Origin of the sequence: Cryomorpha ignava (assembly GCF_010686655.1) — a bacterium.
Taxonomy (GTDB): Bacteria; Bacteroidota; Bacteroidia; order Flavobacteriales_D; family Cryomorphaceae; genus Cryomorpha; species Cryomorpha ignava.
Genome location: NZ_JAAGVY010000017.1, coordinates 1 through 20,911, shown reverse-complemented (window position 1 = coordinate 20,911; position 20,911 = coordinate 1). Strand labels below are relative to the sequence as shown.

22 protein-coding genes and 2 pseudogenes are annotated in these 20,911 nt (G+C 40.5%); 11 read left to right on the top strand and 13 right to left on the bottom strand.

From position 1 onward, the window contains the following. Positions 1-323: 323 nt before the first annotated feature. The 3 genes from G3O08_RS10395 to G3O08_RS10385 all read left to right on the top strand — a co-directional run bounded on the left by G3O08_RS10395 (position 324) and on the right by G3O08_RS10385 (position 1,993). The gene (locus G3O08_RS10395) at positions 324-572 is read left to right on the top strand and encodes a hypothetical protein (protein WP_239541144.1); all 249 of its coding nucleotides are present in this window, start codon (positions 324-326) and stop codon (positions 570-572) included. 646 nt (positions 573-1,218) lie between these two features. Further along, positions 1,219-1,380: a YqaE/Pmp3 family membrane protein gene (locus G3O08_RS10390; protein WP_163285300.1), complete on the top strand. Its 162-nt coding sequence runs from the start codon at positions 1,219-1,221 to the stop codon at positions 1,378-1,380. Between the two features lie 31 nt (positions 1,381-1,411). Then, positions 1,412-1,993 (top strand): hypothetical protein, encoded by a 582-nt coding sequence (locus G3O08_RS10385; RefSeq protein WP_163285299.1) that lies wholly within the window; start codon positions 1,412-1,414, stop codon positions 1,991-1,993. 62 nt (positions 1,994-2,055) lie between these two features. Here the strand turns inward: G3O08_RS10385 and G3O08_RS10380 are convergent, their stop codons facing one another. After that, entirely contained in the window at positions 2,056-4,377 is a 2,322-nt protein-coding gene (locus G3O08_RS10380; RefSeq protein WP_163285298.1) for a M1 family metallopeptidase, read from the bottom strand. 326 nt (positions 4,378-4,703) lie between these two features. On the opposite strand from G3O08_RS10380, the gene G3O08_RS10375 reads away from it, so the two are divergent. Then, positions 4,704-5,198 carry a DUF6702 family protein gene (locus tag G3O08_RS10375; protein WP_163285297.1) on the top strand — a complete coding sequence of 165 codons (495 nt, stop codon included), beginning with the start codon at positions 4,704-4,706 and terminating at the stop codon, positions 5,196-5,198. Next, the gene (locus G3O08_RS10370; RefSeq protein ID WP_163285296.1) at positions 5,195-5,878 is read left to right on the top strand and encodes an endonuclease III domain-containing protein; all 684 of its coding nucleotides are present in this window, start codon (positions 5,195-5,197) and stop codon (positions 5,876-5,878) included. Before G3O08_RS10375 ends, G3O08_RS10370 begins: the two co-directional genes overlap by 4 nt. On the opposite strand, the gene G3O08_RS10365 is transcribed toward G3O08_RS10370, so the two are convergent. After that, positions 5,875-6,933 (bottom strand): VOC family protein, encoded by a 1,059-nt coding sequence (locus G3O08_RS10365; protein WP_163285295.1) that lies wholly within the window; start codon positions 6,931-6,933, stop codon positions 5,875-5,877. The genes G3O08_RS10370 and G3O08_RS10365 overlap by 4 nt on opposite strands. Positions 6,934-6,935: 2 nt before the next feature. After that, a complete protein-coding gene (locus G3O08_RS10360) occupies positions 6,936-7,787 on the bottom strand; it encodes an SDR family oxidoreductase (protein WP_239541141.1) in 852 nt (283 codons plus the stop codon). Positions 7,788-7,877: 90 nt separating this feature from the next. Here G3O08_RS10360 and G3O08_RS10355 point away from each other — a divergent pair, with 90 nt between their 5' ends. The 3 genes from G3O08_RS10355 to G3O08_RS10345 all read left to right on the top strand — a co-directional run bounded on the left by G3O08_RS10355 (position 7,878) and on the right by G3O08_RS10345 (position 9,434). Then, positions 7,878-8,552 carry a M24 family metallopeptidase gene (locus G3O08_RS10355; RefSeq protein WP_163285294.1) on the top strand — a complete coding sequence of 225 codons (675 nt, stop codon included), beginning with the start codon at positions 7,878-7,880 and terminating at the stop codon, positions 8,550-8,552. A 65-nt stretch (positions 8,553-8,617) separates the two neighbouring features. Then, a complete protein-coding gene (locus G3O08_RS10350) occupies positions 8,618-9,175 on the top strand; it encodes a GNAT family N-acetyltransferase (RefSeq protein WP_163285293.1) in 558 nt (185 codons plus the stop codon). Further along, entirely contained in the window at positions 9,162-9,434 is a 273-nt protein-coding gene (locus G3O08_RS10345; RefSeq protein ID WP_239541138.1) for a TMEM175 family protein, read from the top strand. The genes G3O08_RS10350 and G3O08_RS10345 overlap by 14 nt, the downstream gene beginning before the upstream one ends. A gap of 116 nt (positions 9,435-9,550) precedes the next feature. On the opposite strand, the pseudogene G3O08_RS21185 reads toward G3O08_RS10345, so the two are convergent. The 5 genes and pseudogenes from G3O08_RS21185 to G3O08_RS10325 all read right to left on the bottom strand — a co-directional run. Beyond that, positions 9,551-9,717, bottom strand: a pseudogene (locus G3O08_RS21185) (aldehyde dehydrogenase family protein); the annotation flags it as partial. Positions 9,718-9,778: 61 nt separating this feature from the next. Next, complete coding sequence (locus tag G3O08_RS10340; RefSeq protein ID WP_163285292.1) at positions 9,779-10,468, bottom strand: hypothetical protein; 690 nt, start codon at positions 10,466-10,468, stop codon at positions 9,779-9,781. A gap of 109 nt (positions 10,469-10,577) precedes the next feature. Continuing rightward, complete coding sequence (locus G3O08_RS10335; RefSeq protein WP_163285291.1) at positions 10,578-11,183, bottom strand: c-type cytochrome; 606 nt, start codon at positions 11,181-11,183, stop codon at positions 10,578-10,580. A 367-nt stretch (positions 11,184-11,550) separates the two neighbouring features. Beyond that, entirely contained in the window at positions 11,551-12,240 is a 690-nt protein-coding gene (locus tag G3O08_RS10330) for an SDR family oxidoreductase (RefSeq protein WP_163285290.1), read from the bottom strand. A 74-nt stretch (positions 12,241-12,314) separates the two neighbouring features. Next, a complete protein-coding gene (locus G3O08_RS10325) occupies positions 12,315-12,599 on the bottom strand; it encodes a DUF4235 domain-containing protein (protein WP_163285289.1) in 285 nt (94 codons plus the stop codon). Between the two features lie 267 nt (positions 12,600-12,866). On the opposite strand from G3O08_RS10325, the gene G3O08_RS10320 reads away from it, so the two are divergent. Beyond that, entirely contained in the window at positions 12,867-14,402 is a 1,536-nt protein-coding gene (locus G3O08_RS10320) for a carbon-nitrogen hydrolase family protein (RefSeq protein ID WP_163285288.1), read from the top strand. Between the two features lie 720 nt (positions 14,403-15,122). Here the strand turns inward: G3O08_RS10320 and G3O08_RS21715 are convergent. The 5 genes and pseudogenes from G3O08_RS21715 to recF form a co-directional block, all read right to left on the bottom strand. Beyond that, positions 15,123-16,949 carry an LTA synthase family protein gene (locus tag G3O08_RS21715; protein WP_163285287.1) on the bottom strand — a complete coding sequence of 609 codons (1,827 nt, stop codon included), beginning with the start codon at positions 16,947-16,949 and terminating at the stop codon, positions 15,123-15,125. A gap of 53 nt (positions 16,950-17,002) precedes the next feature. Then, entirely contained in the window at positions 17,003-17,893 is an 891-nt protein-coding gene (locus tag G3O08_RS10310; RefSeq protein ID WP_163285356.1) for a DNA adenine methylase, read from the bottom strand. A gap of 35 nt (positions 17,894-17,928) precedes the next feature. Continuing rightward, a pseudogene (locus G3O08_RS21485) lies at positions 17,929-18,036 on the bottom strand (DNA adenine methylase); the annotation flags it as partial. Positions 18,037-18,209: 173 nt separating this feature from the next. Next, a complete protein-coding gene (locus G3O08_RS10300; protein ID WP_163285286.1) occupies positions 18,210-18,503 on the bottom strand; it encodes a DUF721 domain-containing protein in 294 nt (97 codons plus the stop codon). Further along, positions 18,484-19,596 carry a DNA replication/repair protein RecF gene (recF, locus tag G3O08_RS10295; RefSeq protein WP_163285285.1) on the bottom strand — a complete coding sequence of 371 codons (1,113 nt, stop codon included), beginning with the start codon at positions 19,594-19,596 and terminating at the stop codon, positions 18,484-18,486. Before recF ends, G3O08_RS10300 begins: the two co-directional genes overlap by 20 nt. 92 nt (positions 19,597-19,688) lie before the next feature. Between recF and G3O08_RS10290 the strand changes: the two genes are divergently transcribed. Then, entirely contained in the window at positions 19,689-20,369 is a 681-nt protein-coding gene (locus tag G3O08_RS10290; protein ID WP_163285284.1) for a tetratricopeptide repeat protein, read from the top strand. Then, positions 20,369-20,863, top strand: a complete 495-nt coding sequence (gene ribH, locus G3O08_RS10285; protein ID WP_163285283.1) for a 6,7-dimethyl-8-ribityllumazine synthase — start codon at positions 20,369-20,371, stop codon at positions 20,861-20,863. Before G3O08_RS10290 ends, ribH begins: the two co-directional genes overlap by 1 nt. The last annotated feature ends 48 nt before the right edge of the window (positions 20,864-20,911 follow it).

The following is a 20,911-nucleotide window of genomic DNA, read 5'->3' as shown; positions in this document are numbered from 1 at the left end:
ATGGTTCGAAGACTTAATGGTTAAAATACCTTATGGTTCATAAAAAAAATTAACCATTAAGAAAAAACATTAAGGAGTTAAGGGATTTGATAGGAAATATTTTGAAACTTGCTGACCACGAAAAATTGACTTAAACTTGAGTTATGGAAATGAATATTCAAAATGCCAAAATTGAACTTATCCAGTGGCTCACCACATTAGAAGATCATTCTCTATTATCGAGAAGGTCATGGATTTGATGAAAAGCGATACAAAAGATTGGTGTCATTCCATTTCAGACGCAGAGAAGAAATCTTTGGAATCCGGATTAGCAGATGCAAATAATGGGAAATCAAACCCACATTCTGAAGCTGAAAAAATCTATGGAAAGTGGTTATAGAATTCAGTGGACTGACCATGCATTAAATGAATTCGCACTTACTTTTGAATACCTTGAAATTAATTTTTCAGAGAAAGAGCTAAGAAAGTTGGCATTCGTCATTCAGAAAGCTCTTAAGTTAATCTCCATAAATCCTGAACTATTTCCTTTATCAAAATCTCAAGGCGCAAGACGAGTCATAGTTGAAATTTAATCAATGCTTTACAGGATTGAGAATGATACTATTGAAATTCTATCGTTTTTCTCTAATCGGCGGGATCCCGAAAAAATAAAACTAAAATAGGTCATTCGAAAATTCGCTTTCATTCAAGGACTCATCTCAATAGAATTATAAGACTACAGGTAATTTCCCTATATCCCAAAAGATTTTTCCCTATTTTTGATTCTTTAATCTGGCCAAAAAGGCAAATCGACAATGGAAACCAATGAAAATTCGAGAAAGGCGTTTTTCAAAATTGTTGAAAAACAACTTAAAACCAATGACCCACCTGAGACAAAAGAGACTTTCGAGAGATTGAAAAAAAAACGGCTTTTGTACCTTTGTAATCAAAGAATTAATAGGCAAATGTATTGCAGTTGAAATATCTAATACTTTAAAACACAAAGAGACCTATAATAACGAAAGCTACGTGCGACATTTAAAAGCGTTGCCAAGTGCTCTATTTGATGATTAAGGCTGGAAATGATAACCATCTCGTACCATTAAGAAATGAAGGGCCATTACGGGTCTTAGCAAAGCCAATCTGAAATCATAAATCTGAAATCATAAATCTGGAATCTGAAATCATAAATCAATAAATTACTCTCTTATATTTGTACCACACATTAATTCTAAAATTATGGGAATTCTCGAAATTCTTCTCGCCATTTTTCTTCCACCGGTTGCCGTTTTTCTGCGGTTTGGTTTTTCCGGAAAATTCTGGCTCAATTTATTACTTACTATCCTGGGCATCCTTCCGGGAATGATTCACGCGCTATACGTGCTTAGCAGACCTGAATAATTTTATATATTCCTTCTAATGCAATTTCCCTATGGATATTAAAATTATCAGCCTTATCATATCTGCTTTTCTTTTCGCTCCTCTTCAGCTTCTATCACAACAAGCTGAAGCAGATGCATACGCAAAAATGAGAGGACTCGAGTTTCTTGAAGATACTAGCCACACTGTTGATATTTACCTATATGGAATTACAAGTCAGCAACTTGAAGCTTTAGAGAAAGACATCTTACCCAATGTTACCATTACCATGGTAGATTTATATGGAGAAGCCACCCAAATATCCTCATCAGAGGATTTGGCCTTTTACACTCTGCAATTGAAATTTGACAACAAGTATAAAATCTACTTTGAGTATAGCGACATGTACACCAAGTATTTGGAGATTGATACCCGCGATGTAATTGATATTGACCAGGAAGTGGGTTATTTATTCCCTACTGATGTAACGATGATACCGGCAGCCGATTTTGATGTTAAAGCTCTTTATCTTAAAAAACCGGTTGGCAAGGCATATTATGATCGCCGCTTACAAATGTTTACCTGGGATATGAATTATACCGACAAACTAAATGCAGAAGTAGAGAAAATAAAGAAAAAGAAAAAGAAGCGATAAAATTTTAGCTCCGTCATTTCGTATGCTGCCGGGCTTAGCTTTATTTCCCGAATCAAAATTTTCTAATCTTCTATTGGCTTCTCCATCTCGGCACCTCGGGCACGCTGCATAGGATTTGTGCTTTTCATCCTCTTGCTTTTATACAATTCAAAACGGGTAAGCTGATGGCGCGCAGGCCAGGTATTGTTGTCCACATTTACATCAGCAGTTTGCTGGTAAGGATCCAGAAGTACATTGGTTACTTCTTTTTCAGTTACGAAAACTTTGGTCACTGTTTCATCTCCCATTTTCCAAATTTCTGCCGGGATATCGTGAATTTCTGTACTTCCATCTTCAAAAGTGAACTGAACAATTATGGGCATTACAAGACCGCCAATATTCGAAAAACTTATCTGATAAAAATTACGCACATCGCTTAGAGCTGCAATCTCCTGGTCTGTGTAACCCTTTGTTTGTTTGCTAAATCTGACATCATCGTAAGGCGTTTTTTTATAAGGATCGTAGTTCGAATAAAAGTCAATTAGAGTAGAATCGCGCTCAGTGCGGGTTTTATATCCGGACTCGTTATTGCGGATATCTGAAATACTTTTCGCCTCACCATCACGTTTTTCGCGATCAATTCCTTTGGTTGTTCCGGGTAGATTTTCAGCCACTTTTAACCATTTCACCTCATCTATTGAGATGTCAACATGGTCGGTAGTGTAAAACCAGCCACGCCAAAACCAGTCCAGATCAACCGCACTGGCGTCTTCCATAGATCGGAAGAAATCGGCGGGCGTAGGGTGTTTAAACATCCAGCGCTGTGCATAAGTCTTAAATGCAAAATCGAACAGATCTCGACCCATCACAGTTTCGCGAAGAATATTCAACGCCGTAGCAGGCTTTCCATAGGCATTGTTTCCAAATTGATGTATCGATTCAGAGTTTGTCATAATAGGCGAAATACTAGCTTTATCGCCCTTCATGTATCCAACAATATTTCGTGGCTCACCTCTTCGACTGGGGTAGCCTCGTTCAAAATCCTGCTCAGTAAGGTATTGTAAAAATGTGTTGAGCCCTTCGTCCATCCATGTCCACTGGCGCTCGTCAGAGTTTACAATCATTGGAAAATAGTTGTGGCCAACCTCGTGGATTATTACACCAATCATTCCGTATTTCATTCGCTCGGTATAGGTTCCATCTGGCTCGCTGCGACCAAAATTGAAACAAATCATTGGGTATTCCATTCCAATAGATTTAGAATTGACCGAAATAGCCACCGGGTATGGATAATCAAATGTATGACGCGAATAGGTTTCTAGCGTTTGCAAAACAGCCTCGGTAGAGTATCTGCCCCACAGTGGATTGCCTTCTTTTGGATAATAGCTCATTCCCATTACCGTTCTGTCGCCAAACTTCATTCCCTGTGCATCCCAAATAAATTTACGAGAAGATGCCCATCCATAATCACGGACATTCTCAGCTTTAAAATGCCAGGTTTTTAAATCAGCGCTTCTCCCCTTTTCGTTTTGCCGGGCTTCTTCTTCTGTAATTATAAGTGTAGGCTTATCGGCTGTTTTAGCTTTATTGAAGCGATCTATTTGCGTCGGTGTCAGATTGTTGCTCGAATTCTGAAGTTCGCCAGTTGCCGCGACCACATGATCAGCAGGAACAGTAATTTTCACATCAAAATTCCCAAACGGAACCGTAAATTCTCCTCTTCCTAGAAACTGTTTGTTCTGCCAACCCTGAACATCGCTATAAACGGCCATCCGCGGATAAAACTGTGCTATTGTATAAATGGAATTATTCTCATCTTCAAAATATTCATAACCAGACCTTCCGCCCACTTCGTCGCGGTTGTTGATATTGTAATTCCACTTTACCTTAAAACTATAAGCTCCATTTGGCACCAGCGGCTGCGCCAAATCAATGCGCATCATGGTTTTATTAATAACGTAAGGCAAATCAGTGCCTTTTGTATCGGTTACTTTTTCAATTTTAAAGCCCCCGTCAAACCAGGGAACAAGGTTTTTTAATTCGTCGAAGCTGATGCTGTCGCCGATTGAATTTTGCCGTATTTTATAAGAATCGCTGGTCGTGGCGCGTACATTTTGATCTAATTGCACCCAGAGGTAAGTCAACTTATCGGGCGAATTGTTATAGTATGTTATGGTTTCATTTCCAGAAATGGTTTGAGCATCCTCATCTAGTTTCACTTCAATTTGATAATCTGCGCGCTGTTGCCAATACTGCGCTCCAGGCGCTCCCGATGCCGTGCGGTATACATTTGGCGTCGGTAGTTCTTCGTTAAGCTGCTTGAACTTATTTGTATTGTAATTTTTTTGTGCATTGACCTGAACTAAGGCGCCAAGAAAAATAAAAAGGAGTATGCGTTGTTTCATAAAATCTCTGGAAATAAGCCCGCAATTTAAGCAAATGAAAACGCAATTGGCAAGGTCTTTTTAACCGGCATGTAAAATCACTGTTTCCGAGAATCCAATTATACTCTTCGTTCTAAACTCAAACCAATCAGGATGAAACCGTTCAGGCATAAATTTCCTGTATTCGTCTATCATTTTATCTGCTGCCTCTATTGTGTAAATTCATTTGTTGACGTGAATCTGAATGATAAGAATTCAATAGATGCGCGATTTCATCAAAACTTTGTATGGAGTTTCGGCTACGACAGCCTTTATTTTATTCCATTTAAGATGATTAATTTTACGCAATGAAAATGCTTTTAATTCTTTTTTTGGGAATGCTGAATGTCAGTGCATCAACGCACGAATTTTATGTAGGCATGACAGAAATACGGTATTCTGAAAATTCTCAAAGCTATCAGATAACCTTAAAACTTTTTACTGATGATCTTGAGAATGCTATTTACAAAGCTTCGGGCGATAGCCTGAATTTAGGTAATCCAAAAGAACTACCTCAATCTGATAATTTGATTTCCAATTACTTAAGGAAACACCTCTCACTGGAAGACGGAAATGAAAATCCGTTAACTCTGAATGATGTGGGGCGTGAAACAGAACTGGATGTGACTTGGATTTACTTTGAATCTCAAGAAATGAAACCTCAGGATGCGCTTCGCATCAAAAACGACATTTTCATGGAAATGCACCCTGAACAAACGCATATTGTAAACCTAATTCAGAAAGGAATTACCACATCAACGCTCCTGCACAGTGCGAAAACTGAAGCCTTACTAAAACCATGACCAAGAATGAAAAGGCCAAATACGTAATGGATAAACTAGATGCCCTTTATCCTGTGGTGCCTGTCGCACTCGATCATGTAGATTCTTATACACTCTTGGTTGCAGTGTTACTCTCTGCGCAATGTACCGACAAACGGGTTAATCTTGTAACTCCTCACCTCTTTGCACGTGCCGACAATCCATACGACATGGTAAAATTAAGTGTGGAAGAAATTAGAGAAATCATTCGCCCGTGCGGATTGTCGCCCGCCAAAAGCAAAGGAATTTTCGGGCTTTCGCAAATGCTGATTGCCGATCAAAATGGTGAAGTACCCGCAGATATGGAATACCTTGAAACCCTTCCCGGAGTAGGTCATAAAACAGCTTCGGTAGTTATGTCGCAGGCATTTGGCATTCCGGCTTTTCCGGTAGATACGCATATACACAGGCTTATGACGCGCTGGGGATTAACCACCGGAAAAAATGTGGTTAAAACCGAAGAGGATGCAAAGCGACTGTTTCCGAAATCAAGCTGGAATAAGCTGCATTTGCAGATTATCTATTACGGTCGCGAGTACTCGCCAGCGCGTGGGATGGATTTGCGCAAAGATCTAATAACCCGCACCATTGGCCGTAAGCGGGTAATAGCTGAATGGTTGAAGAAAAACCCCACAGTAGATTTTAGCGAGTTGAATAATTAATTTTTTACCCGATTAAACTTAAAGCAATTAAGCAACCATCTCGGAAGTGATTTATCGTGCTTTCGTTTTTTCAAATCCATATACCAGCCCCATTTTTCGACTATTGGAAATTTATGGGTTTCCACAAATTCTATCAAAGCACCGTCGGGATCTTCAACGTAAGCAAATCGACCGGCAGCTTTACCCATGTCAAAAGAATTTGCACTATCAACCGTAAAGGGAGAATTTAATTTTGCCGCTTTTTCTTTCAGTCCGCTCATATTGCGCACATCAAAACACAAGTGGATAAAGCCCTGATCGCCCCAAAATCGATTTTCAAAAATTTTTCTGCCTTTTTTATCTGTTGTCTGAATGAGCTCTATCTGATTGATACCCAGAAGCGGATTAAAAGGGCCTATTCCTTGATTTGACTGACCCAAAATTACGCGGCGCATAGCGTGGTTTGAGCCGGGAACTCCATTAAGGTCGCTTGCCATACCCGAAGTATCGCTTAAAACAGCATCGAAACCGAGGAGATCGCTATAAAATTTAAGCGATTTTTCGATATCGCTTACGCCAATCACCATTCCGTACACACCGCCGGTTATCCCTTTATCATTGCTAAATGAATTGCTGCTTTCTACAACATCAAACCAGTTTCCGGAATTGTCGCTTACGTAATAATGCATATCGCCTGCCGGGTTTTTCACCGGACTTGTCAGCGCAGTTACGCCAATTTTCTTATGTTGCTCAAATGCCTTTTGGATATTGCGCGTTTTCATTCTAGCTGCCAGAAAACCCAGATCGCCAAGTTCAAACGTAAAATCAGCTGGTTGCGCTTTTCGGCTAGTGTATTGCCAAATTTCAAAACCACCACCACCGTTCATATTCAAGGCAAGGGCAGCAACGCGCTTTTGCACTTCACCCCCCGTATAAGCTGTCATAAGAGGCGCCTCAGCAGCATCTTCAAAAATTCGAATATCCATTGCAAACGCTTTTCTATACCACTTCCAATCCCGGTGCAGATCTACCGTACCGATTCCAACCTGTTGAATACCGCAAATATGATTTCCCATAATTACATTTTTAGTTCCCCGCGTGGGTTTTGTTTTGACGCCATTTTAAAGAAAAGTTTTGGCCAAAAAGATTTGAGTTTCACTCCAAATTTTTCTTTAAAGCCTCCAATTATAATTTCTTTCTTTTTATTCGCAATAGCATGAAGCATCTCATTCACAGCCATATCTACAGGCATGCCTTTTTTCTGCATATCGTCCATCTCGCCGGTAGGTTTTCCAGATCCGTCAAGCGCATTGAGCGAAATATCGGTTTGAATAGGCCCCGGCGCAATAAGCGTAATTTCAATACCTTGCTTATTGAGCTCTATATAAAGCGATTCGAAAAATCCGTGCAAAGCATGTTTGGAGGCTGAATATGCCGACCTTACTCCAAATCCAAATTTTCCCACCACGCTTGTTACAACCGCAAAATGGCCTCCACCCGCTTTCAGCATTCGCGGAAGCACCGCTTTGGTAAGCGCAACAGTTCCAAAATAGTTGATTTCCATCAATTTCCGATCTACTGAAATATCGGTATCTACCACGTAAGATCGCTGACTGATGCCGGCGTTGTTAAAGAGCAAGTCAACTTTTCCAAATTGGCTGTACACCTTGGCTACCGCTTCCGCGAATGTTTCGGGATGGGTAAGATCAAGTGGCAAAACAAGTACAGAAGCCGGATTTGATAAACCGCTTTTCAGGTCATTCAGCTCTTTTTCCTTTCGGGATGAAAGAATAAGTTTTGCACCCATTTTGCTTAATTGAATGGCGGCCTCTTTCCCGATTCCCGAGCTTGCACCCGTAATCCAAACGACTTTATCTTTAAACGACTTCATGAATCGGCGAAGATAAGGTTTTGGCTTATAATTATTCATTCTGCCGACGCTTTGTTAATTAATGGGATAAAGGAGTAAAAAAATGATCTGAATGCATTGAATAAACGGCATGAATTTTAATTTTAAGCAATGAAATCGCAAAGAGAGAAATTGGTCGAAGCCGAAATCAATGCTGCTGCACTATTCGCGGAAGCCGAAAAACGGGAACTTATTATACCAGGCAAATCTGAAAAACAACTGAATAATGAACTTTTTGCCCTGGCACTGGAAATGTTTGGAATCAAAAAATACTGGCATAAGCGCATCGTAAGGTCGGGGCCGAATACGCTGAAACCATATGAAGAGAATCCTCCAAATTTAATTTTACAAAAGGATGATATTCTTTTTGTTGATTTCGGGCCTATTTTTGATGAGTGGGAGGCTGACTTTGGGCGCACTTATGTGCTGGGAAATGACCCCGTGAAACTCAAATTAAAAAGAGACATTGAAACGGCATGGCAGGAATGTAAAGCCTTTTTTAACGGGCAGCAAAGCATAACCGGTGCAGAACTATATACACACTGCTGTGAATCTGCGCAGCAATATGGCTGGGAGTTTGGCGGGCCAATTGCCGGTCATCTTATCGGCCATTTTCCGCACGAGAGGCTTGAGACAGAAATAAAAACAAACTACGTACACCCTGAAAATCATCAAGATATGCGCGAGCCGGATAAGGAAGGAAATATGAGAGATTGGATTTTGGAAATTCATTTTGTAGACAGCAGAAAGCAAATTGGTGGATTTTTCGAACAATTGTTAACCTAAACAAATTCATTTCAAAAAAGCGTATCTTGCTGAATACTTTTCTAAATCAACCAAAAACCATTTCTTTGAAGCCTTCGAATAATATTGAGACGGAGAGATTGATTTTAAAACCAACCTCTAACGATGATGCTGAATTTATTTACGATTTGCTCAATTCGCCTAAATGGCTCAAGTTTATCGGAGACAGAAACATCAAAAATCTGGAAGATGCCGTAGCCTATATTGAAGAGCGGATTCGTCCGCAGCAAATCAGGCTAGGTTATAGCAACTATACCGTAATTCGTAAAAAAGACGGCGCTAAAATTGGATCTTGCGGACTTTATGACCGGCCGGGGATTGAAGGCATAGACCTTGGTTTTGCTTTCTTGCCTGATTTTGAAAAACAAGGATATGGTTTTGAAGGTGCCAATATGCTTTTAGATGCCGCCATCAATCAATTTGAACTCGAGCAGGTGAGCGCCATTACGCTTAAAGAAAATAAAGCTTCACAGAAACTTCTGGAAAAGCTGGGCTTAAAGCACATTAGAAACATTGTTTTGCCCCGCGATCCCGATGAATTAATGCTTTATCAATTGAACGTTGATGCAGAGGGAATAAAAAATAATGCTCATGGGAACCAGTAGATTGAAAGCTTTTAGTGATGGAGTTTTGGCCATTACTATCATGATTATGGTATTGGAAATGAAACTTCCCGAAGGCGCTTCTGTGGAATCTTTACAATCAGTACTACCGGTTTTTCTGACCTATGTAGGAAGTTTTATATATGTGGGCATTTACTGGAACAACCACCACCACATGATGCACGCCGCCACAAAATTTCGGGCAAAATACTCTGAGCCAATCTCTTTCTACTTTTCTGGCTTTTGCTCTTTCCTTTTGTAACCGGCTGGATGGGCGAAAATCATTTTGAAAGAATTCCTGTTGTGTTCTATGGATCTGTTTTGTTGATGGCAGCAATTGCGTTTAAAATTCTGGAGAATGTAATTCTTAAAACAGAGTCCATATCCGGAATCTTTAACCCCTCCCAATGGCATTGTAGGTTCTGCGAGTCCAAACGTTTGATGAAAACCATAGCTGTATCAAAATGTTTCTGCGCCAGTTCTACAGCACCCTTCTTATCTTTTGAAAAGACTCCGCCATCGAGTCTAAAACGACTATCAGTTGAGTATAGCTACTTGAATTGTATTGGCAGCTTTTTTACTTATTCAATTGACAAACAGTGATTTCTAATAATAATACGCAATCCACTTAGCATTCTTCGGTACAGCTTGGTATGCTGAGGCAACTACTTTTTTAGCAATTGAAGACAGCCCCTCGTCGTCTCCTTCGTAAACGCTTTCAATTTTATATTCAATGAAATTTAGTCCCTTCTTCAAATCGAGATTCAACTGAAAGTTTGTTTCAATATCACCAGATTCGAGATTGGTAGTTTGCGTACATTCACCCGTGTAAGCAAAATTGGCACTAATATAAACCAGTTCAAACCATGATCCTACCACGGCCTTTTCATAGCCGGGATCATTGATCCACTTTGTGAGTAATGTATCAGAAGCCAGTGTTATAAAACCTGCGAGCTCATTATTTTTCATTAAAAATAACGGACCCAATTCATATGCTTCAATTTTGTTGTTACCAGCAAATAGTTCATTCGAATTATCGCAAAAACTTAAGAGTTCAAGAATAGTGATGCCATAATTACTTCGGTCAGCTTCAGAAATTTTGCTGAAATCCAGTGCAGTATTTACTTGTCCACTTCCCGTTTTTTCAACTCTGCCTACCATCATCGGTTTATCCATTCCAACGGGAGTTAATACCAAATCGAGCGCTTCAGCCGGTGCAGGGCTGATTGTTACAGTAGTTTGCCCAAAAACTAACCCTGCAAAAAAAAGAGCTGAAAGTAGAAAGAATATTTTCATTGACCTTAGATTGATTTGACCAAAGGTAACGAAGAGTTTCCCAAAAACATTGTAGCTAAATCTCGCTATGAATTTGTGAATTAAAGACAATGAAATCTCTACAGTCCACTTAATTCATAGCCATAGGCGGCGTATAAGCAGGTACCTGATTTTCAATTGGTTTTAAGGATTTCAGGTAGGCAAAAATCGCCTTCATATCTGTTTCATCCATTTTTCCCAATGATTGCCATGGCATAGGTGGCATGATGGTTCGGCCTGATTCAATACCTTTGTATTTTCCCTGCGTAAGTGCGAGCTTAAAATTCTCAAAAGTCCAGTTTCCGATACCTGTTGGGTCTGGCGTAAGGTTAGACGCATAGGTAATTCCCCAGGGACCAACAGCGGCAGTGAGATCGCCATTCATCAACACCCATTTGCCGGGAGCAACATTTGCGGCATCATATTCTGGGAGGGGTCGGTCTGCAGGATATCCCATCATATACTTATCTATATCAATAACAGGCCCCTGTGCAGTCATTTTCTTGGGGGAATGGCAATGGTCGCAGCCAATAACTTTGGTTAAGTACTCACCCCGATTTATAACACTTTCCGGAGATTCGACCGCTGCAATTTGTAAATTCGAAGAGGGAATATCTGCTTCTTTCTGCTGGGTGCAAGCCAAAGATAATCCGAGTAAGGCCGTAGCCAAAATGAGCATTTGAAATTTTGCTTTCATAGTTGAAGTATCAGTTGATAGATATGATGTTACCAAAAGTATTTCAACTGCTTCGTTTACTTTTTACTCTATGATGCAAATATTTGTCAATATGATGCAGCCATTTTTTTCAATGCCATTGTACCGCTTTTCAAATTTATTATCGCTGATTATCCTTAATTCAATTCTCGACATAGTCACCACCTTTTTTAAGGCAATAGGTATTGATCATCACCATGATGTATCTTTACGATATTCATTGATACTGATCAATATTTCTTTATGCTTTCATTTCGCATTTCGGTGATATGTCCCGAATACTGAGACATAGAGAAATGCTCATAGATGATGGCTGTAGCTCGAATTTTTATAGGAAAGAGAACTAATTTTACATAACAGATTCAGAAACCGAAATTGACTCAAGTGCCTCCTGAATTTCTACATTACCACTACTTAGTTCAATGGTTTGGTGAACAGTAGAAGGCATATTAATAGTCGCTGCAATTACAGAAGCCACGTCGGCTCGTGAAATTTTTTCTTCATCTAAATCCGTATTCAAGCTTGCTTGAATTTTTCCAGTTCCATCATCATCAGTTAGTTGTACTGGTCTTAAAATAGTATAATCCAGATTTGAGTTTCGCAACGTCTCATCAGCAAAATGCTTCGCTATGTAATAAGGCTTCATTCCTTCGGCTTTATCCCAAAACGCGCGATCGTCGCTATGCGAAGCACTTACGATAATATACCTCGTAACATCCGCCTCTTCAGCAGCCTCCATGGTACGCACTGCACCCTCTAAATCAATAGAGAGAGTTTTCTCAGCACCTGTGCTTCCTCCAGAACCTGCGGCAAAGACTATGCAATCAAATCCTTTAAACTGCTTGGCTAAATTGCTTACAGAATCTTCCAAATCGCCAACAAGAGTTGGTACATTTATTTTTTCAAAGACTTCTTTTTGGCTTTCTTTTCTGATAAATGCAGTGGGTTTATTTGTGCCGGCTTCCGCCAATTTTTTACTGAGAATTTGCCCAATTTTTCCATGAGCTCCGATAATAAGTGTTTTCGAAATGTTTTTCATGCTATTTTGTGTTTTTATGATTTTTAAAAAAGCCGTAAAATGCAAAGAGTCGGCCAACTCATGATTGGAATTAATTACCCTTTCAATTCGTCGGGTAATTCACCATCCATATTTTTCCATTGCCGTGTAACCAAGTCTCGAATGAGCACACTAGCTACAGCTCCAATCACAGCCGTAGCAGAGGTGTAGATAAGAACGTTTAATAAATTGTAATTCTCATCTTGCGGGTTTTTTGGTGGCTCGTCGCCGGTAGAATGCTCATAGCGGTTATCTACTAATTTTTTAGTAGCAGCCGCGGCTCCAAGCGCCAGAATTCCGGTTATAATGCTAAATTTGTTTTTGCTAAGGATATTGCTCATGATGAATGGTTTGAATTTGAATGTTTAAAAGTGCAATTATCGTGCAAGGACCTAAACGCTTGATAACTTGCTCGTTCTTGTCAAAAAAGTGGTGAACAGAATCACCAATCGGGTAGAATTTCCACAGCCGGAAGTTTTTTTATTTTTAAACAAAGTATCCCTTAAAAATGCTATATTGAGCGAAAGCGGATAAAAAATAATTTCCGCACAATCATTAAATCAAACGAAAACACACTTATCTTTCGCACTCGAAAGCACCTATATTTTATGGAAGAAATTGGAACTGTTGAACTTAGAAATCTGAAAGAAAACGACTACGATGAATTGAAAGATTCAATGATAGCCGCTTACGAAAATTGGCCATCGGCATATTGGCAGGAAGAACATATAAAGAAGCTTCTCCGCATTTTCCCAGAAGGGCAACTCGCCATAATCATAGATGGCAAGGTTGTGGGATGCTCGCTTTCAATTATCGTGAAATACGATCTTTTTGACGACGACCACACTTACAAACAGGTTACCGGCGACTACAGCTTTGATACACACAACAATAAAGGCAATGTGCTTTACGGCGTTGATACGTTTGTAGAGCCTGAGTATCGCGGGCTTCGTTTGGGTCGTAGACTATATGATGCCCGAAAAGAAGTTTGCGAGCGACTTAATTTAAAATCAATCGTTTTTGGTGGACGCATTCCGCGCTTAATAGAATATCCAGATTTGGGGCCAAGGGAATACATTCAAAAAGTTAAGCACCGAGAGATTCACGACCCAACGCTCAACTTTCAGTTGGCCAATGACTTTCATATTAAGAAAGTGCTCAAAAACTACCTGGAAGGCGATAAAGAATCGCGCGAATTTGCTGTACTGCTAGAATGGGACAACATTTATTACGAAAAGAAATCGCCTAAATTAAGTACCAGTAAATCTGTTGTCAGGCTGGGGCTTATTCAATGGCAAATGCGGTTGTACAGCGGGTTGGAAGAACTATTTACCCAAGTAGAGTATTTTATTGATGCTGTAGCTGCTTACAAAAGCGACTTTGTGCTTTTTCCCGAATTCTTTAATGCCCCGCTAATGGCTGATTATAACCATCTTAGCGAAGCCGAAGCCATTAGAAAATTGGCTGAATATACCGATGATATTCGCGACCGGTTTGTTAATCTTGCAGTATCGTACAATGTAAATATCATAACCGGAAGTATGCCGCGAACAAGTGAAGTAGATGGCAAACTTTATAACGTGGGCTACCTGTGTCGCCGAAACGGAACGTATGAGCAGTACACCAAAATACACGTTACTCCAGATGAGTCAAAAGCCTGGGGATTATCAGGAGGTGACACCGTAAAAGTTATTCAAACTGATTGCGGCCCCGTGGGCGTTTTAATTTGCTATGATGTTGAGTTTCCGGAGCTTTCGCGAATACTTGCCGAGCAAAAAATGCGTATGCTATTTGTTCCCTTTCTCACCGATACCCAAAACGGGTACAGCCGCGTAAGGTACTGTGCCAGAGCTAGAGCCATTGAAAACGAATGCTATGTAGCCATTGCAGGAAGTGTTGGAAACCTGCCAAAAGTTGACAATATGGATATCCAGTTTGCTCAATCGGTCGTGTTTACCCCATGCGATTTTTCGTTTCCCACAAATGGTATAAAAGCGGAGGCTACACCTAATACAGAGATGATACTCGTAGCCGATGTAGATTTGGATCTTTTGCGCGAGTTGCACGAATTTGGAGCCGTTAAAAACTTGAAAGACAGACGAAAAGATGTTTACGACGTAACTTTGGTGAATAAAAAAAGCTGATGCTTTTTTTAGTCGCGAGTCGCGAGTCTCTAGCCGCGAGGCGGGTACTTCATGGGCAATGGAGAGTTTGGCGGAGTATGGTGTCGAGTTTCTAGTCGCGAGTCTTTAGTCGCGAGTCACTAGTCGCGAGGCGGGTACTTCTCGCTTCATGGGCAATGGAGAGTTTGGCGGAGTATGGTGGCGAGTTTCTAGTCGCGAGTCACTAGTCGCTAGTCTTTAGTCGCGAGTCACTAGTCGCGAGTCGCGAGGCGGGTACTTCTCGCTTCATGGGCAATGGAGAATTTAACAGATTATGGTGGCGAGTTTCTAGTCGGGAGTCTCTAGTCGCGGGGCGGGTACTTCTCGCCTAATGGGCAATGGAGAGTTTGGAGGAACTTGCTATAGTCGCGAGTGGCAAGGGAGTACTTCTGTTTATCGCAATAATAGTATTTAACGGACTTTCTAAAATTTAGATTTCAGTGTAATTCCACTGAGATTGTTAATGATAAATACTTCGTCACACTTCTTGAAAAATTACACCTCGAAGGCAATTATTCCAGCTTTTGGCAAAGTAATAATGTCTCCAAAAGCAAACGAACCCTGCGCAAACCTCTCGCGACTAGCGACGCGAGACAATTTCCTCTCGACCAGAGCTCTGGCACGACTTAAATATTTAGCAAATCGAGATAAGTATTGCGCAAACCCCTCGCGACAAGAGACTCGTGACTCGAGACTCACCTTCTATTTCTCCAAAAAATCCTGATAAGAAACTTCCATATACGCCTTTCCGAATTTGAGTTGAGTGGTGTCAAATCCGGGGTCGAGGTAAACAGTATTTCCTGAGACGTTATCTACGGTGGCTATTCCGTCGGGAGTAACCAATCCAAACCCATTGTTGAATGCATAAAACGCAAATGATTCGTGGGTGTCCATAAGATTTCTGCCCCACTTAAATTGGCTGACATCCATATTCATTTGATACAGAATAGTTGGTGCAATATCGGTTTGCGACCCGATGGTTTCTACCACTCCATTTCGCGAAAGCGATCCGCCGGTAAACACCAGCGGAATGTGAAACTTTGACGGAACGTGATTGGCGTCGTACCCCGGCAAGTGATGACCGTGATCGGCAACTATGGCAATGAGCGTATTGTTCCACCAGGGTTGTGTTTTCGCTTTGGCAATAAAATCGCCGAGAACGCTATCTGTGTAGTAAATGGAATTTTTAAATTGTGTAACCTCGTCGTTACCTACAAAGTGGGTGAGCGGCACATCGTATGGTTCGTGGCTGCTAAGAGTAAACATGGCTTGAAAAAATGGTTGATCCATTTGGTTTAAATCTGTCAAAAAGCGATTGAAAACAAACTCATCGTGCACGCCCCAGGAGGTGGTGCGCTCTGCCATCGGGAATTCATATTTATCAACCAATCTGTCAAAACCGGTATTGAGCAAGTATGCTTTTATATTGGCAAATTCCAATTCGCCGCCGTAAGTAAAGCCGGTAGTATAGCCGCGTTCAGAAAGCATCTTGTTGATTGATGGAAGATTTTGGGTTTTTGTGGGTGTTTTAATAATTGAAGTAATCGCCTGATTGGGATAAGCACTTAAAATAGCCATCAATCCCTTTTCGCTCCTATCGCCTGAAGCATAGAAGTTTGTGAATGCCATCCCGTCGGCAGCTATGGCATCGAGTTGCGGAGTTACACCGGGCGCGCCGCCCAAATATCCAATCCATTTCGCTGTAAAGCTTTCCAAAACAATGATTACAATATTTGGCGTTTTGGTGCTTACAATGGATGGAATAGAATCTGCCTTTGTGGCATATAGCTCATCGACAAGCGTTTTTGCACGCTCAATCGGAAAATAGACAAAAGGATTTTTATCGCTTTGTGCATGCATAAGAGAAAACATAATATTCCACGGGAGATTAACCGCTGCCTGGTTGGCGTAGAGTTTTTTAGAGAAATACACATCGCTCAGGTTCATCGGTATTTTCTGCACGCCTCCGCGGATGGGAATGATTAATAAAGCAATTAAGAATAGTGACAAGCCGATTTGCCAAACACGAATTTGGGTAAACAAGGTTGCGAGTTTTTTATCAACCATTTTTCGGTAAACGACAATAAACACCAATGCCATCGCCAGCCCGATTGAGAGCAGGCTAAAAACCGGTGAGCTTGAAACAGTAGCCGCCATTTCGCCCGGATTTTTGAAATATTGCAATGGCGTATTGTCCATTCTAAATCCCCAGGCAGTAAACAATTCCAGATCGGCAACGGTGAGAAAACATAACATTCCGATAATGATATAGCTGTACCAACGGATAATTGCCTGAACGGGGAAACGTGTGAAAAAGGTGTTCAGAAAAAGAAGAAGGAACGGGATTATGCAGATATAGCCGGCAAAAGAAAAATCGAGCCGCAGGCCGTAATAGAAAACATCAAGTATTTCTCCGAAATTCAAATCGCCTGATAAATTGTGGTGATAAACCAAAAACACCATCCGCGCTGCGATGAAGAAAAAAATCCAAAAAAGAAAATAAACGGGATAGACCAGATATTTTTTCACGGGGCGAAATTAGTTAATCTGGTTGTACGGGAAAGGGCTAATCCCTCAACGGTTTAATTGTATGGAAGAATATCTCCTTTTTCCATCTGCTCGATTGACTCGAACAAGCGTTTTCTATTTGCTTTGGTAGAAAGTAAATGATCCGTTTCTTTTAGGGAATTGGATGTACTCTTTAAGTACTTTTCCATTCTGCCTTCGTCTAAGATTTCATCGTACGATTTTCCTTCCGGTATTTTAACTGAGCCGCATAACTCTTCGATAAGTGGATGTAATTTTAATTCTTTTTTAAGTTGCTTAGATTGTGGTTTTAGCAATTCTTCAGCAGGAATATCACAATTTAATTGACCACTTAAAGCGTCTGAAATATATAGCGATTCGTACGTGATTTCTTGTTGGCCTAATAAAGTAGAAGTAGTAGATCTACCGACTTCTATCATTATTTTTTTTAAACCAAGTGAGGCTGGTAGATCGTTGCCGTATGATTTTGAGCCCAACTTTCCATCAAAGGTTATCAGAAACGGAACATTTTTTAAGTTTAACAGCTTCAAATTAGAAATGAATTCATCAAAATTAAGACCTGCCATATATCTCGAATCTTTCTTTTTAGATATCCCCTGATATGGTAGGTCCATGTACACTAAATCGTTTCTATCCGCTTCTTTAAAAACATCATAATAGTTTTTAGCTGAAAATATTGTTTTGTTTTTTAGCAAATTAGAAACTTGAAATATTTCCTTTCTCATGGTTACTGGAAGTTTGCCTTTCCTTCTATTATCAGGAGATTGATTAAATTCTCCGTCAGCATTGTATCTAACAGCACCTTTTACGCACCTTGCCAGCACATAAAGAAAATCTTCAGTTCCATAATTTGAGTTGAATCGAGCTCTAACTTCGTTATAGTATTCTTTCCCATCACCAAATTGCTTGTTCCAAACCTTTTCCAGTACTTATTCGCTTTAGATTTAATAGCTGTGGCAATTGTGATAGCTGCCGAACCTGCAAAAGGTTCTATGAGCCTATCTACCCTTTCCGGAAAGTATTTGAGGATTAAAGGTGCCAATGTTCTTTTACTTCCTTGATATGGAATTGGCTGTGGTGCTTTCGTATTGTAAATATAGCAATGTTTTAAGTTTCCCTAAGTTGACCATACCGAACCCACATACGCAAGTCCATTCAGTTATTTGGCAAACTAGCCAAGGCTCATAAATTGACTATTTGCCTAACATCCCATAAATTATCCTCCTTGAGCTTAAAAACGACCTATCTCAACTCTACACTTTTAATAATCCGCACCCCGAGCTCTCTGTTGATCTGGGTCATAATTTTGTCCTTAGAATAGCTAAGCTCTTGACGCAAGGCTGCAGATTCTATTTTAACAATCAGCACTCCTTTTTGAATTTTAATGCTTTGCGTGCGCCGCGATACCGCCGGCCCCATTAGCTTTTCCCAATGCGTAACCACAGCAGCGGCGTAATAACCCTCTTCCAGCCCATAAGCTTTCAGCAATCTGTTAATGGCATCGCCTAAGGTTTCTTCATTTTCGTTGCGGCTCATAAATCTCTCCCTCTTTTATTGTAAATATTTTGGCACTATCGCTAATTCCTTCAAAGATATGAGCAATTCGTTCAGAATGGGTATCAGTGATAAAAATCTGCCCAAAATTGTGATCACTTACCAGTTTCATCAAGTGCTGAACCCGCACATCGTCTATCTTGTCAAAAATATCGTCGAGAAGCAAAATGGGAACCCGCTTGGTAGTTTCTTTTATCAAATCAAACTGGGCGAGTTTTAGTGAAATCAAATACGTTTTTTGCTGTCCCTGCGACCCAAACTTCTTTAATGGATGCCCGCCGATTTTAAATTTCAAGTCGTCTTTATGCGTTCCCACATTGGTGTACGACGAGCGCCGGTCTTTTTCCAAACTCGCAGTCATGGTATCGCTAAAGTCTCCTGTGCTTAAATGCGATGTGTATTCAAGAGCTACATCTTCTGCGTTTCCGCTAATGGCGGCATAATGCGCAAGAAATACAGGCTCAAACTGGGCAACAAAGTTTTTGCGTTCGGCATGTATTCGCTTAGCAACTTCTACCAGCTGTATTGTCCAAACTTCCAGATTGTCAGCATCAAAAGTGCGGTTTTCCCAAAAGTATTTCAATAAACTATTCCGCTGGCGCAACAGCTTATTGTAATCGATTAAATCTTCCAAATAAGCTCTGTTGTATTGCGAAATGATGCTGTCCATCAATTTGCGACGCATTTCGCTCCCATCGCTTATCAAATCTTTGTCGTAAGGCGAAATCACCACAGCAGGATACTTCCCGATATGCTCGGCAAGGCGTTCATATTCGGTTTTATTCTTTCGAAAAACTTTTTTCTGACCCTTTTTTACACCACAGTAAATTTTATCGTGCACTTCTTTATTGTCAAAAATTCCTTCCACCACAAAAAACTCTTCACCATGTCGCACATTTTGACTGTCGATGGGATTAAAATAGCTTTTGCAAAAAGCAAGATAATGTATGGCATCAAGAATATTCGTCTTTCCCTGACCATTCAGGCCGGTAAAAATGTTGACATTTGGGTCAAAATCGAATGCTGCCTCGGCATAATTCTTGAAATTTATAAGGCTGAGATGCGCTAGAATCATAGATATTTTGCAAAAATACCAAATCTAATGCGCCTAAACTGTACTGGCAACGAAAAAAGTCTATTTTTGCAATCCGAAATAAACAGTTTAATATGTCGAAAAAAGTGAATAAGCCTGGTGACGACTCAGCGGTAAACGTCGCAGAAGTGTACTCTAAAACAGAGAAATACGTGGATGACAACCGCAATACACTCTTAATAATCGCCGGAATTCTGGTAGTCCTTTTTGCAGGATATTTCGCCGTTACGCGCTTGTATTTGCAGCCGAGAAGCGAAGAAGCAATGAATTTAATGTGGAAAGCAGAGTATTGGTTCGAAATTGATTCGCTCGATAAAGCACTTGTTGGAAATGAATCGTATTACGGATTTGAGTTCATTGCTGATGAATATAGCAATACAAAAGCCGGCGATTTGGCTTCTTACTATTCAGGAGTAATTTATCTGAGAAATAGTGACTATCAAATGGCACTTAACTATCTGAAAAACGCAGATCTTGAAGATGAAATTGTAGGCGCTATGGCTAAAGGTGGCATGGGCGATGCGTATGTGCAGCTGGGTGATTACGACAAAGCTATTTCTTCGTATAGTGATGCCATCTCTCATTCAAAAAATTTGCTTACCGCTCCTATGTATCTCAAAAAACAAGGATTGGTTTACGAAGATCAGGGAAAATTTAAAGAGGCGCTTACCAATTACAAGCGTATAAAAGATGATTTCCCTACAAGCAATGAGGCGCGCAGCATTGATTCTTACATTGCACGCGTAGGCGGATAATGGCAACCGCTGGAAAAAATCTTTCGGCTATTGAGAAGGAAAAGACTCCTTCGGCCACTTTATTCAATTTTGGAATAGTTGTTTCTGAATGGAATGAAGAGATTACTGATGCACTTGCAAAAGGTGCCAAAGAAGCTCTTTTAGAATTGGGAGCTTCTTCGCGCAATGTGCATATCCATTCTGTACCGGGAAGTTTTGAGCTGGCACTCGGTGCCAAGATGCTGATCGATTCTGGAAAGTTTGATGCCATAATTGCCATCGGCTCCGTAATTCAGGGCGAAACCCGCCATTTTGAATTTGTATGCCAGGCAGTAGCCCAGGGTGTAAAAGATGTAACCCTCCAAACCGGAGTTCCGGTAATATTCTGTGTTCTAACAGACGACACCATGGAGCAAGCCAAAGCGCGCTCTGGCGGCAAACACGGAAATAAAGGTGTAGAAGCAGCTGTGGCGGCAGTAAAAATGGCGCACTTGCGGCATAAGCTCGGAGCTTAGTTTTTTTTTTAGTTTTTGGTTTTTAGTTCTTAGTTCTTGGACGAAACT